The organism is Allobrachymonas denitrificans DSM 15123 (assembly GCF_900110225.1).
In the GTDB taxonomy this organism is placed as follows: Bacteria; Pseudomonadota; Gammaproteobacteria; order Burkholderiales; family Burkholderiaceae_C; genus Brachymonas; species Brachymonas denitrificans.
In genome coordinates this window covers 385,166-398,396 of sequence record NZ_FOCW01000001.1, presented here as the reverse complement: position 1 = coordinate 398,396, position 13,231 = coordinate 385,166, and the positions used below count along the sequence as shown (strand labels likewise).

13 protein-coding genes are annotated in these 13,231 nt (G+C 66.5%); 5 read left to right on the top strand and 8 right to left on the bottom strand.

The genetic code is table 11. The annotated features are described in order from the left end of the window. Positions 1–6: 6 nt before the first annotated feature. From BMW28_RS01915 to BMW28_RS01900, 4 genes are read right to left on the bottom strand one after another with little or no spacing between them, the layout of a single operon-like run. Positions 7–861 carry a TatD family hydrolase gene (locus BMW28_RS01915; RefSeq protein ID WP_091813169.1) on the bottom strand — a complete coding sequence of 285 codons (855 nt, stop codon included), beginning with the start codon at positions 859–861 and terminating at the stop codon, positions 7–9. Further along, positions 858–1,394 (bottom strand): DUF6970 domain-containing protein, encoded by a 537-nt coding sequence (locus BMW28_RS12995; protein ID WP_200785698.1) that lies wholly within the window; start codon positions 1,392–1,394, stop codon positions 858–860. The genes BMW28_RS01915 and BMW28_RS12995 overlap by 4 nt, the downstream gene beginning before the upstream one ends. 43 nt (positions 1,395–1,437) lie before the next feature. After that, complete coding sequence (lolD, locus tag BMW28_RS01905; protein ID WP_091813167.1) at positions 1,438–2,160, bottom strand: lipoprotein-releasing ABC transporter ATP-binding protein LolD; 723 nt, start codon at positions 2,158–2,160, stop codon at positions 1,438–1,440. Next, on the bottom strand, positions 2,153–3,406 hold the full coding sequence (locus BMW28_RS01900) for a lipoprotein-releasing ABC transporter permease subunit (RefSeq protein WP_091813166.1): 1,254 nt from the start codon (positions 3,404–3,406) through the stop codon (positions 2,153–2,155). The genes lolD and BMW28_RS01900 overlap by 8 nt, the downstream gene beginning before the upstream one ends. 165 nt (positions 3,407–3,571) lie before the next feature. Between BMW28_RS01900 and bioA the strand changes: the two genes are divergently transcribed. The 3 genes from bioA to recJ all read left to right on the top strand — a co-directional run bounded on the left by bioA (position 3,572) and on the right by recJ (position 7,829). Next, the gene (bioA, locus tag BMW28_RS01895) at positions 3,572–4,936 is read left to right on the top strand and encodes an adenosylmethionine--8-amino-7-oxononanoate transaminase (protein ID WP_091813164.1); all 1,365 of its coding nucleotides are present in this window, start codon (positions 3,572–3,574) and stop codon (positions 4,934–4,936) included. A 148-nt stretch (positions 4,937–5,084) separates the two neighbouring features. Further along, the gene (locus BMW28_RS01890) at positions 5,085–6,116 is read left to right on the top strand and encodes a hypothetical protein (protein ID WP_091813162.1); all 1,032 of its coding nucleotides are present in this window, start codon (positions 5,085–5,087) and stop codon (positions 6,114–6,116) included. A gap of 3 nt (positions 6,117–6,119) precedes the next feature. Further along, complete coding sequence (gene recJ / locus BMW28_RS01885; protein ID WP_091813160.1) at positions 6,120–7,829, top strand: single-stranded-DNA-specific exonuclease RecJ; 1,710 nt, start codon at positions 6,120–6,122, stop codon at positions 7,827–7,829. A gap of 133 nt (positions 7,830–7,962) precedes the next feature. On the opposite strand, the gene BMW28_RS01880 is transcribed toward recJ, so the two are convergent. The 4 genes from BMW28_RS01880 to rsmD form a co-directional block, all read right to left on the bottom strand. Then, the gene (locus tag BMW28_RS01880) at positions 7,963–8,643 is read right to left on the bottom strand and encodes a 2'-5' RNA ligase family protein (protein ID WP_159430678.1); all 681 of its coding nucleotides are present in this window, start codon (positions 8,641–8,643) and stop codon (positions 7,963–7,965) included. A 97-nt stretch (positions 8,644–8,740) separates the two neighbouring features. Further along, positions 8,741–9,028: a DUF1294 domain-containing protein gene (locus BMW28_RS01875; protein ID WP_091813157.1), complete on the bottom strand. Its 288-nt coding sequence runs from the start codon at positions 9,026–9,028 to the stop codon at positions 8,741–8,743. Continuing rightward, positions 9,025–9,513: a pantetheine-phosphate adenylyltransferase gene (coaD, locus tag BMW28_RS01870; RefSeq protein ID WP_091813155.1), complete on the bottom strand. Its 489-nt coding sequence runs from the start codon at positions 9,511–9,513 to the stop codon at positions 9,025–9,027. The genes BMW28_RS01875 and coaD overlap by 4 nt, the downstream gene beginning before the upstream one ends. 41 nt (positions 9,514–9,554) lie before the next feature. Next, entirely contained in the window at positions 9,555–10,325 is a 771-nt protein-coding gene (rsmD, locus tag BMW28_RS01865) for a 16S rRNA (guanine(966)-N(2))-methyltransferase RsmD (RefSeq protein ID WP_091815351.1), read from the bottom strand. A gap of 119 nt (positions 10,326–10,444) precedes the next feature. On the opposite strand from rsmD, the gene ftsY reads away from it, so the two are divergent. Continuing rightward, positions 10,445–11,872 (top strand): signal recognition particle-docking protein FtsY, encoded by a 1,428-nt coding sequence (ftsY, locus tag BMW28_RS01860; RefSeq protein ID WP_200785697.1) that lies wholly within the window; start codon positions 10,445–10,447, stop codon positions 11,870–11,872. Positions 11,873–12,185: 313 nt separating this feature from the next. After that, entirely contained in the window at positions 12,186–13,142 is a 957-nt protein-coding gene (rpoH, locus tag BMW28_RS01855) for an RNA polymerase sigma factor RpoH (RefSeq protein ID WP_091813153.1), read from the top strand. Positions 13,143–13,231 lie beyond the last annotated feature (89 nt).

Sequence of the window (13,231 nt, the reverse complement as noted above, 5' to 3'; positions counted from 1 at the left end):
GGCTACTTACGCACCGCCCAGCGCCGGCGCCAGCAGCGCCTGCAAACGGGGCAGGACCTGCAGCGCGTTGCGGCTGGTCTGCTCCCTCACCAGATCCACTGCTTCTGCGCGCAGATCGGCCAGCACCTGGCCGATGCGTGGAATCTCGGCCGGCGTATTGCGCGCCTGCGGCCTGCCTGCCGCACGCTCCTCCGCCGTCACGTACAGCCAGTGCGGCGCGATGTCCGGCGAGTCGGTTTCCATCACGATGCTGTCCAGCGGCAACTCCGTAGCCAGCGCCCGCAGCCGCGTGGCGCGCTCGAAGGTCATGGCACCGCCAAAGCCCAGCTTGCAACCCAGCCCGATGAAGGCATCCGCCTGCTGCCGGCTGCCGACAAAGGCATGCGCAATGCCGCCAGGCGGCGTCACCTGCCGCAGCAGCTTCAGCACCGCATCCACCGAACGGCGCGAATGCAGCAGCACCGGCAAGTCAAAGCGCCGCGCCAGCTTGAGCTGTTCACGCAGAAAAAACTCCTGCTTCTCGCGCATGGCCGGCGTGTCCAGCCCCGGCACGAAAAAATCCAGCCCGATTTCGCCCACCGCCACCAGATGCGGATCGTCCTGCTCAGCTTCCAGCGCCTGCTCCAGCAGCTGCAGATCGCGCTCATGGGCATCGGGCACGCACATGGGATGGATGCCCAGGCCGTAGCCATCGCCCCAGCGCCGTGCCAGGGCCTGCACGGCAGCAAAGTTGTCCACGGCCACGGCGGGAATCACGCACAAGCCGACACCCGCCTCCCTCGCTCCCGCACGCACTGCATCACGGTCGGGGGCGAACTCGAACCCGTCCAGATGGCAATGGGTGTCGATCCAGGGCGTCATGGCAGGTCGGGGGCACTGGCGCGATCAGCGGGATGGGCAGGCGCCTCGTGGTACCACAGCTTGCGCACTTGCTCGCCAGCCGCCGCGCGTGCGGCGACCGCATCCGGACACTTGCCGTCACCGCGGCCGGTATAGCCGCCGGTAGGCGCACAGAGGTAGGTGCCTTGCGCGTCGTACAGCTCGTTGAAACGGTCGCAACAGCCGGCCTGGATTTCATACACCGTGCGCCCCTGATACGGCCACTCCCATACCGCGATCACCGAGGGATGGCGCGCATCCGCATTGACGCGGGCCAGATGTGCCTGCAGCCAGGGCGGCAGCTCGGCGAAACCCGGGCCGCCGGGATAGGCGCAGGCCGCCAGCATGGCGCCCGCGCCGGACACCAGGCCGAACGCGGCTCCCAGCAGTGCCAATCGCCTCAGCCGGGCGCGCAGGGATCGGACAGGCAGCACGCCGGCGGTGCCCCGGTGACGCGCACGCAAGTTCTGCGCTGCGGCGACAGGGTCATCAAGCTGGGAAGTACTTCCTTGCATCCAATCCTCCTTCCCCCTGGGGCGGCTCGATCCGCAGAAAGTCTCAGGCGGCCTGGGTCGCCTGCTCCTGCATCGGCATCAACTGCCCACGGTCCATGCGGAACTGGCGGTCGCAGCGCGCGGCCAGCTGCTCATCGTGCGAGACCAGCACAAACGCGGTGTTGTGGTCGCGCGCCAGCTGCAGCATCAGGCCGAACACCTGCTCTGCCGTATTGCGGTCCAGGTTGCCGGTGGGCTCGTCGGCCAGCACGCAGGCCGGGCGCGTCACCAGCGCACGCGCAATCGCCACGCGCTGGCGCTCGCCGCCCGACAGCTCGGCCGGACGGTGCTCGGCACGCTCGCCCAGCCCCACCTGCGCCAGCATGTCCAGCGCCAGCTTGCGCGCTTCGGGCCGGCCCATGCGGCGCACCCACAGCGGCATCGCCACGTTCTCGGCCGCAGTAAATTCGGGCAGCAGATGGTGGAACTGGTAGACAAAGCCCAGGTGCGCATTGCGCAAGTCCCCCTGCTGCGCCAGCGACAGGCGCGACAGCTCCTTGCCCATGATGTGCACCGTGCCGCTGGTCGGCGCATCCAGCCCGCCCAGCATGTGCAGCAGTGTGCTCTTGCCGGAGCCGGAAGCGCCAACAATGGCGACAGTCTCGCCCGCCTGCACCGCCAGATCCACGCCGCGCAGCACGGTCAGGTCGATATTCCTGCCCTCATGAAAGCGCTTGGTCAGGCCGCTCGCCTGCAGCACCGGGCCGTTATGTGCAACATTACTCATAGCGCAGCGCCTCCGCCGGATTGACACGGCTGGCACGCCAGCTCGGATACAAGGTGGCCAGGAAGGCCAGAATCAGCGACACCACCACGATGGGCACAATATCGCTCGCCTCCGGATCGCTCGGCATCTTGCTGATCAGGTAGATGTCCTGCGGCAGGAAGGAGGTCTGCAGCAGGTTCTCGATGAAGGGCACGATCACGTCGATGTTGTAGGCAATCAGCAGCCCCAGCGCCAGGCCGGAGAGCGTGCCGATGATGCCTGCCGTGGCGCCCTGCACCATGAAGATGCGCATGATGCTGCGCGGCGAGGCGCCCAGCGTGCGCAGGATGGCGATGTCGGCGCGCTTGTCCTGCACGCTCATCACCAGCGTGCTCACCAGGTTGAACGCGGCCACTGCCACGATCAGCGTCAGAATGATGAACATCATGCGTTTTTCCACCTGCACGGCGGCAAACCAGCTGCGGTTCTGCTGCGTCCAGTCGCTGATGCGGTACTGGCCGTCCAGCGCATTGCCGATCTGGTTGGCCACGATGGGCGCCTGGTTCAGGTCGCGGATTTTCAGGCGCACGCCGCTCGGGCCTTCCAGCTGGAAGATGCGTGCAGCGTCTTCCACATGCAGCATCACCATGCCGGCGTCGAATTCGTAGTGGCCCGAGTCAAACGTGCCGACCACCGTCACCTGTTTCAGGCGCGGCATCACGCCGGCCGGCGTCACCTGCCCACTCGGCGCCACCAGGGTCACCTTGTCGCCCACATGCACGCCCAGACTGCGTGCCAGTTGCACACCCAGCACGGCGCCAAAGCTGCCCGGTTGCAGCTGCTTGAGCACTTCCTGGTTGGTGGCAGCCACATTGGCCACCTCGGGCTCCAGTTCCGGCTGGATGCCGCGCACCAGCACGCCGCGCATGTCTTCGCCATGGGCGATCAGCGACTGGCCGTTGACAAAGGGGGCGGCCCCCACCACCTCGGGCTGCGCCTTCACGCGCTGCAGCAGCGCCGGCACATCCTGCAGGCCGCTGCCGTCCACGCTCATCACCTCGATGTGCGACACCACGCCCAGCATGCGGTCGCGCACTTCCTTCTGGAAGCCGTTCATGACCGACAGCACGATGATCAGCGCCGCAACGCCCAGCGCAATGCCGACGATGGACGCGGCCGAAATGAAAGAGATGAACCCGTTGCGGCGGGTGGAGCGGCCGGCGCGCGTATAGCGCCAGCCCAGCAATAGTTCGTACGGAGTCTGCATGTGTTGTTTGTTGTATGCCTCGCCTGAGTAATGCCCGTGCACGCCGCAGCCTGCCGGAGCGAGGATATTGTGGCATGGCCGATTCCCCTCCCCTGTGAGCAGATCTGCAAGGTTGCAACATATCGTCAGGCTACACTTGCCCCATCGCGACTCCCTCTCCCCGTCATGATTCTTTCGCCCAACTCCCTGAGCCAGCGCAGCCTGCGCAGCGTCTGGCACCCCTGCACGCAGATGAAACAGCACGAGAAGCTGCCCCCGCTGGCCATCGTGCGTGGCGAAGGCGCCTGGCTGCAGGACGAGAACGGCGATCGTTATCTGGACGGCATCAGCAGCTGGTGGGTCAACCTGTTCGGCCATGCCAACCCGCGCATCAACGGTGCACTGATCGACCAGCTCGGCAAGCTCGAACACGCCATGATTTCCGGCTGCACGCATGCGCCGGTAGTGGAACTGTCGGAGCGTCTGGCCACGCTCACCGAGCACAACCTCGGCCACGCCTTCTACGGCTCCGATGGCGCCTCGGCGGTCGAGATTGCCCTCAAGATGAGCGCCCACTACTGGCGCAACAAGGGCTTGCCGGACAAGCACCGCTTCGTCTATCTGGAGCAGAGCTACCACGGCGAAACACTGGGCGCCCTCAGCGTGACCGATGTGGACGTGTTCCGCCATGCCTACCACCCGTTGCTGCAGCACGCCTTCATGGCGCCCAGCCCCGACGCGCGCAAGGCAGCCACGCCCGGCAAGGCGGCCTGCAACGCCATCCACGCCATGAATGCCCTGCTGGAAGAACATGCCGGCGAGATCGCAGCCGTCATCGTCGAGCCGCTGGTGCAGTGCGCCACCGGCATGGCCATGCACGATCCTTCCTACCTGCAGCAGTTGCGCATCCTGTGCGACCGCCACCAGGTGCACCTGATCGCCGACGAGATCGCCGTGGGTTGTGGCCGCACCGGCAGTTTCTTCGCCTGCGAGCAGGCCGGCATCTGGCCGGATTTCCTCTGCCTGTCCAAGGGCATCACCGGCGGCTACCTGCCGCTGTCGCTGGTGCTCACGCGCGATGCCATCTACCAGGCCTTCTACGATGACGACGTGCGCATGGGCTTTCTGCATTCGCACTCCTACACCGGCAACCCGCTGGCCTGCCGCGCCGCACTGGCCTGCCTGGACACCTTCGAGAGCGACGATGTGCTGTGCATGAACGAACTGCTGGCCGAGCGGCTGGAAAACGCGCTGCAGCCCCTGGCCAGCCATGCCGCCGTGCGCAACGCGCGGCGCCAGGGCCTGATCTGGGCCTTCGACGTGGAGCCGCAGGCCATTCCCGCCATCTCCGCCGATGACGCCGTCAACGGCATGGCCGGCGGCAGTTTTGCCCAGCGTTACCACCTGGCCGCGCGCCGCCACGGCCTGCTGCTGCGCCCCATCGGCCACACGCTCTACCTGATGCCGCCCTACATCCTGAACCACAGCGAAGTCACCCATCTCGCCCACGGTGCGCTGGAAAGCCTGGAAGACGTGCTCAAGCCGGCCTGACGACTGCAACAGACACGTAACACCGCGGCCTGCAATCCCGCGAAGTGACACATAAAGTCGAAGGCCTTCTACAATAGGATCAATTGTCGTCGCGTGGCCACTCGGCCGGCACGGCAGGCCTGTGTTCTGCTGTCTGTTCCCTGCCTCCATGTCCGCTGCCCTTGCCCACCATCTGATCGTTCCCTTTGCCTCAGCCAGTTCCGCCGGCTGCCAGCAGGCTGTGCAGCAGCTCAACCTGATCCATTTGCCGGCGCTGCTCGACCGCCTGCAGGCCGAGCCGGTCTGGGAATGCGACGAATATAGCTACAGTACCCCCCACGAACACAAGCTGGCCGAAGCGCTGGCCTGGCCCCAGGATCTGCGCCTTGACGGACAGATGCCCTGGGCGGCCCACACGGCACGCCTGCTGGGCGTAGCCACCAAGCTGCCCATAGCCTGGGGCTTGGTCACGCTGTGCCACTGGCAGATCCACGCCGACCACGTCACCATGGCGCACCCGGCCGAGCTGGCCCTCAAGCCCGAAGAAGCGCACAGCCTGTGCGAATCCATGCAGCCCTGGTTTGCCGAAGAAGGCCTGCATCTGGTGGAACTACCGGTCGACAAGTCCGGCATCGTCCAGTGGCTGGCTCATGGCCGCATGCTGGAGAATCTGCGCACCGCCTCGCTGGATCGCGTCTGCGGCCGCAACGTCGAGAGCTGGATGCCCACCTCCACGCGTGCCACCACCAGCCCCACGGCGGCCCGCGCGGCTCCGCTGCAGCGCCTGCAGAGCGAAATGCAGATGCTGCTCTACACCCACCCGGTGAACGAGCGCCGCATGGCGCACAACGAGTTGCCGGTCAACTCCTTCTGGGTCAGCGGCGCCGGCATCCTGCCGACCGAAGTGCCGGTGCTGCCCGAAGCCGAGGACGCCCTGCAGCCGCACCTGCTGCGCCAGCTGGCCACCGCGGCCCAGCGCGAAGACTGGCAAGCCTGGCTCACCGCCTGGAACTGGCTGGACGATGCCGTTTTTGCCCCGCTGCTGCAGCGCCACAAGGAAGGCAAGCTGCAGCGCCTGCGCATCACGCTGTGCAGCGAACGTCGCGCCCTCACCTGGAATGCCGCCCCCGTCTCCCTGTTCCAGAAGGCTGGCCGCGCGCTGCGTCCGAGCCGTGCCGCCACGATCCTCAAGGCCCTGTAAGCCATGCGCCTGATCGAGCGCGACGTGCCGCCGCGCGCCCGCTGGGCGCTGGAGCAAGGTGGCCTGCATCCGCTGCTGGCCCAGCTCTACGCTGCCCGCGGTGTCATCCAACCGTCCGAACTGGACGATGCCCTCACCCACCTGTTGCCACCTGCTGCACTGCGCGGCACGGGAGAAGCCGCTCGCCTGCTGGCTGACGCCATGGCGGCCGACAAGTCCATCTGCATCGTGGCCGACTACGACTGCGACGGCGCCACCGCCTGCGCCGTGGCCGTGCGCGGCCTGCGCCTGCTCGGGGCGCGCCAGGTCAGCTATCTGGTGCCGGATCGCGTGGTCGATGGCTATGGGCTGACGGCCTCTATCGCCGAACGCGTGCGCGCCACCGGCGCCGATGTGCTGGTGACGGTGGACAACGGCATTGCCAGCGTCGATGGCGTGCGCCAGGCGCAGGCGCTGGGCCTGCAGGTGCTGATCACCGACCACCACCTGCCCGGTGCCGAACTGCCCGGTGCCGACGTCATCGTCAATCCCAGCCATCCGGAGTGCACTTTCCCCAGCAAGGCGCTGGCTGGCGTGGGCGTGATGTTCTACGTGCTGCTGGCCCTGCGCGCCGAGTTGCGCACGCGTGACGCCTTTGCCAATGGCGAGCAGCCGCGTCTCGACCCTCTGCTGCCTCTGGTGGCCCTCGGCACCGTGGCCGACGTGGTGCGCCTGGACGCCAACAACCGCCGCATGGTGGCGCAAGGCCTGCGCCGCATCCGCGCAGGCTCCATGCCCGCGGGCATGCGTGCCCTGTTCCAAGTGGCCGGCCGCCCCTGGCAGACCGCCTCCACCTTCGATTTCGGCTTTGCCCTCGGCCCGCGCATCAACGCTGCCGGACGCCTGTCCGACATGACGCTGGGCATCGAATGCCTGCTCACCGACGATGCCCTGCGCGCGATGGAACTGGCGCAGCGGCTGGAAGCCATCAACCGCGAGCGCCGCGACATCGAGGATGGCATGCGCGCCCAGGCCTTCACCTTGGCCGAAAGCCTGCACGATGCCCTGCACGAACCGCCTGCCGCGCTCAGCGTGTTCGACGACAGCTTCCATGAAGGCGTGGTCGGCATTGTCGCCTCGCGCCTGAAGGACCGGCTGCATCGCCCCACTTTCGTGTTTGCGGCCAGTGCCGCTCCGGGCATGGAGCACCTGCTCAAGGGTTCGGGCCGCTCCATCGCCGGCTTTCACCTGCGTGATGCGCTGGATCTGGTCGCCAAGCGCCATCCCGAGGTGCTGCAGAAGTTCGGCGGGCATGCCATGGCTGCCGGCTGCACCATTGCCCGTGAGCATCTCGACGTGTTCAAGCAGGCGTTGGCCACGGTGGCCGAAGAATGGCTGGACGCCGCCACCCTGCAGCGCACGCTGGAAACCGATGGGGCCCTGCCCGCCCAGTTCCGCCGCACCGACGTGGCCGCCAGCCTGCAGCAGGCGGTCTGGGGCCAGGGGTTTGCCGCACCGGTGTTCAGCGAGGAGCTGGACGTGGTGCAGCAGCGCCTGGTGGGCGAGCGCCACCTCAAGCTGCAGCTGCGCCATCAGGGCGAAACAGTGGACGGCATCTGGTTCGGCCGCAGCGAGCCGCTGCCGGCACGGGCGCATCTGGCCTATCGTCTGGACATCAACAGCTGGCAGGGGCGCGAGAGCGTGCAGTTTGTGGTGGAGGGCATGGCGGACTGACTGCGGCTGCTGGCTCATTGCCTCTCGCTCGGCTCAGTTCCGTCAAAGTGGCAATCGTGGCAGCTCACAGCGCTCATTGCCTCGCGCGCGGCCCGGTTTCAGTTCTCGCGGAGTTCGCTTTGCGGCTCGTCAGCTATCCATCCCAGGTTTTCAACCAGGACTCGCCCAGCACACGGCAAGCGGGGGGATTCCAGCGCAAGCGGCGGCTGCGCAGATCAAACGCCGCCACCGTCACCAGCGGCCCGCCCACATCGGCCGCCGCATACGCCATCAGCTGCACCTGCCGCACCTGCAACGACACAGTGGGCAAGCCATCGACGGCTCGCAGCCCTTGCTGCAGCTGAGAGCGCAGCCAGGACTCCCGGTACAGCCCCAGCGTGACGTGCGGCACATAGTCCTCCAGATGCTGCAAGGCCGGATCCAGAGCGAGTGCAGCGCGCAGCGCCTGCAGTTCACCTCCCTGATGCACGGCAAGAAATGGCGCAGAAGTGAAGCTGCCGGCTCCTCCCACGTCCATCCTGAAGGGCGACAAGGCAATGGAACGCTCCAGACCCTCCACCTGCCTCCGCAATCCCGCGAGACTGCAGGCATCCGGCAGGCTATCGGACTCCCCCGCCACGTGATGCTCCTGCATGCGATCGCCTAGCGACGACTGCGCTCGCGTCTGCCCTGGAAAGCCACACAGCCCCAGCGTCACATGCGGCTGGCGCCGATAGCCATGCAGCAGCCAGGGCGCCAGCTGCTGTCTGGCCTGTGCAAACAGGGGACGCAATGCCGGCACGTCCACATCCAGCGCCCAGAGCAGAAACCACACCCGCCCGCGATGCCATGCCGAAAAATCCCCGCGCACATTGCGCTGTAGACGTGCCGACTTCCACGCGTCTCCACGCGCCCTGAAGTCTTGAACTACTTCAGCCACCCTGCGCCAGCCAGTACAGAACACCGGCCACTGCTGCCAGATTCAGCAGCACGGTGAGCCAGAAAATGCTGCGAAACGGCTGCTTGACCGTCTTGTGCCGGAACAGTTGCTGTGCCAGCCAGGCACCCGGCCAGCCGCCGATCACCGCCAGCAGATGCAGAAAACTCTCCGGGATGCGCTGATTGCCGGCGCGCGCCGCGGCCTTGTCCCAGGCATAGGCAATGAAGGCGCACAGGCTGGCGGACACATAGACCACCACCAGCCAGCGGGCCAGGGTCATGCGCGGCCCACCTTGTCCATCAGGCGGCGGAACACTCCCGGCGACACGAACACGTCCACCTCGCCACCCAGGGTGGCAATCTCGCGCACATAGGTGCTGCTGACGAACTGGTACTGCACGCTGGGGGTGAGGAACACGGTTTCCACCTCGGGCATCAGGTGGCGGTTCATGCCGGCCAGCTGGAATTCGTAATCGAAGTCGGTCACGGCGCGCAGGCCGCGCACCATGGCCTTGCCGCCGCGCGCCACCACGAAATCACGCAGCAGGCCGTCGTAGGCTTCCACCGTCACGTTGCCGTACTTGGCCACTGCCTGGCGCACCATGTCCAGCCGCTCCTGCAGGTCGAACATGGGCTTCTTGTGGTGGCCGGCTGCCACCGCCACAATCAGGTGATCGAACAGCTGCGAGGCGCGGCGCACCAGCTCTTCATGGCCGAGGGTGAGCGGGTCGAAGGTGCCGGGGTAGATGGCGGTGATGTTGGGCATGGTGTCTCCTGCAATTCGGTCAATGTTCGGGGAAGGCGCGTTCAGACGGGCTGCAGCAGATGGGCATGCACCTGTCCGGCCTTGAGATAGCGCCAGCGCTGCCAGCCCAGTCCGGCCAGTTCCTCGTCCGTCCATTCGCGGCCAGCTTCCAGGTACAGATAGCCGCCATCGCGCACGACGGGACGGGCCGCTTCCAGCGCCGGGGCATACCAGTCGGCATCGAAGGGAGGATCGAGCAGCAGCAGGTCGATGCTGGCGGGACGACGTGCCAGTTCGCGCAGCACGGCCAGTGCATCGCCCTGGCGTACCTGCACGGTGCCGGCATTCAGCAAGGTTTTCAGGTCGCGCAACTGGCGCACCAGCGCCGCATGCTGCTCCAGCAGCAGCACGCTGGCAGCACCGCGCGACGCTGCCTCCAGCCCCAGTGCGCCGGTGCCGGCACACAGGTCGACGCAGTGCCAGCCGCCCAGATCCTGGCCCAGCCAGTTGAACAGGGTTTCGCGCACACGGTCTGGCGTGGGGCGCAGGCCGGCGGGAACACCCGGGCCGGACGCCACCGGCAGCAAGCGCCGGCGCCATGCGCCACCGACAATGCGGACCTGCCCCGCAGCATGCACAGAGGCGCCTCTTCCGGCTTGCCCCTTGCCTGTGGTTGGCGGCCTTCCGGATGCCCTTGAAGCACGCTGCCCGATGGCCTTGCCGACGCGCCCCTCTTCGGCCCCAGAGGCAGCGTCCGGCGCAGAAAGCGAAGACCCCGCCTGGCTGCGCAGGCGTTTTTCGATGGCTGACAAAGACAGGCTGGAACGTCCCATGGCCGGAATCATAGGGGAAAAAGCCGACGCAGCCCGATAACTTGCCGGCTGTCATGCCGCAGACCCACGCACTTCGTACAATGAGGGGATTGCCCGCGTCGCGCCCACTCCACTCCGCCATGTTCAGCTTCTTCAAGAAAAAACCTGCCACCCCCGATCCTGCCGTCGAAACTCCCGCTGCCGAGGCAGCGCCAGCGACGCCTGCAGCAGCGGAAGTGCAGGCGGCTCCGGCAGCGCCTGAAGCTCCTGCCGCGGCAGAAGTGGCACCGGCATCCGGCGGTTGGCTCAACCGGCTCCGCCGCAGCTTTGGTGGTGACGATGCTGCAGCCGGCAACAGCGCGGCGCCCGAGACCGCCCCCGCCGGCGAACTGCCGCTGGCCGAGCAGGCCCTGATCCAGGCCCTGCAGCATGACGCGATGGACAGCAGCTCCGCCGCCCTGGAGCCCACCCCGATCGACGAAGCCGCACTGACCGAAGCGGCACTGGCCGCCGTGCCGGAAGATGCACTGGACCATGCAAAGGGTGTGGACGAGGCGGAAGCCCCCCCGGCAGCCAGCAATGCCGACGCAGATCTCACCAGCGCTGCAAGTTCCCCGTCCGAAGCCGGTGACAGCGAGGATGAGGCCACAGATGCGGCAGCCACTGCGGCCCGTGCCGGCTGGTTCAACCGCCTCAAGACCGGCCTGCGTCGCACCGGCAGCAGCATCACGACAGTCTTTACCGGCACCAAGATCGACGAGGAACTGTACGAAGACCTCGAAGCCGCCCTGCTCATGGCCGATGCCGGCGTGCAGGCCACCGAATACCTGCTGGAAGACCTCAAGCGCCGCGTCAAGGCCGCCAAGGCCACCGATCCGGCGCAGGTACGCACCCTGCTGACCGACGCCATCGCCGAACTGCTGCAGCCGCTGGAAAAACAGCTGGTGATCGGCGAGCACACGCCCACGGTCATCATGGTGGCCGGCGTCAACGGCGCGGGCAAGACCACGTCCATCGGCAAGCTGACCAAGCATCTGAGCGACCATCAGCAAAGCGTGTTGCTGGCCGCTGCCGACACCTTCCGCGCCGCGGCCCGCGAGCAGCTAGCCATCTGGGCCGACCGCAACACGGTCGAGATCGTCAGCAATGCCGGTGGTGACCCAGCCGCCCTGAGCTTCGATGCCGTGGCCGCCGGCCGCGCGCGTGGCAAGAACGTGGTGCTGGTCGACACGGCCGGCCGTCTGCCCACGCAGCTGCACCTGATGGACGAGCTGAAGAAGATCCGCCGCACCATCACCAAGGCCTACGTTACCGCGCCACACGAAGTGCTGCTGGTGATCGACGGCAACACCGGTCAGAATGCGCTGGCACAGGTCAAGGCCTTTGACGAGGCGCTGGAGCTGACCGGCCTGATCGTGACCAAGCTCGACGGAACGGCCAAGGGCGGCGTGTTGTGCGCCATTGCCCGCGAGAAGCCGGTACCGGTGTACTTCGTCGGCGTCGGCGAGAAGCTGGAGGATCTGGAAACCTTCAATGCGCGCGAGTTTGCGCAGGCGCTGCTGGGCTGACAAGGCCTACGGCCAGTGCGGGAAACTTCGCCCGACTCGGCAACGGCATTTGTGATGCTCGAGACCGCACCCTGTTCCGGCCGGCATCTGGCGTCAAGTCCTACGCCGCACCCTCCTGCCCCGGCGTCAGAATGTGCAACAAGGCGTAGGGAAAACCGCCGCACTGGCTCTCGATCCCGCAGGACAGCCCCTGATTTGTTACAGGTTTTCCCGGCGAACTTAGCACTCCGGTCCATGGAGTGCTAATATCTTTCGCCGATGAGGAACATCTCCGCAAGAGATGAATCCAATACCCTGAAAGGAGTGAAGACACATGGCTGATAGGGCTGTTGCCTCCACCAAAGCTCGAGACATTGCCATTGCCCCGAACTGGTCGGCAGTGGCCACATTGCCCGCACTGGGCAATCTGGACGCGTATATTTCTGCGGTCAACCGCATGCCCATGCTCACGCCCGAGCAGGAGCACGACTACGCCAAAAAACTGAAGGACAACAACGACCTGGACGCTGCCGGTCGCCTCATCATGTCGCACCTACGTCTGGTGGTGGCCGTATCGCGCCAGTACCTGGGCTACGGCCTGCCGCACGGCGACCTGATCCAGGAGGGCAACATCGGCCTGATGAAAGCCGTCAAGCGCTTCGACCCCGACCAGGGCGTGCGCCTGGTAAGCTACGCCATGCACTGGATCAAGGCCGAGATCCATGAGTACATCCTGAAGAACTGGCGCATGGTCAAGGTGGCCACCACCAAGGCGCAGCGCAAGCTGTTCTTCAACCTGCGCAGCAAGAAGCAGGGCTTCAAGGCCATTGCCGGCCTGGACGATGCCGCTATGCACCGCGACACGCTCACCGAGCAGGAAATCGACATCATCGCGAAAGACCTCAACGTCAAGCGCGAAGAAGTGATGGAGATGGAAACCCGCATGAGCGGTGGCGACGTGCTGCTGGATCCGGCACCGAGCGATGATGGCGAGCAGGCTTTCGGCCCCATCGCCTACCTGAGCGACGCCAGCCACGAGCCTACCGCCATGCTGGAAGCCCAGCAGCGCGACGTGATGGCGACCGACGGCATCGCTGCCGCGCTCGACACGCTGGACCCCCGCAGCCGCCGTATCGTGGAAGAGCGCTGGCTCAGGGTGAACGACGACGGCTCCGGCGGCATGACGCTGCACGAGCTGGCAGCCGAGTATGGCGTGAGTGCCGAGCGCATCCGCCAGATCGAATCGGCGGCCATGAAGAAGATGAAGACCGCGCTGGTGGAATACGCCTGAGCGAAACAACCCGGCCGGAGCCTGCTCCGGCCATCCGGTCACGCTGCTTTTCCGGCAGCCCGTGAGCGGATGCCAACTTGATCACACCC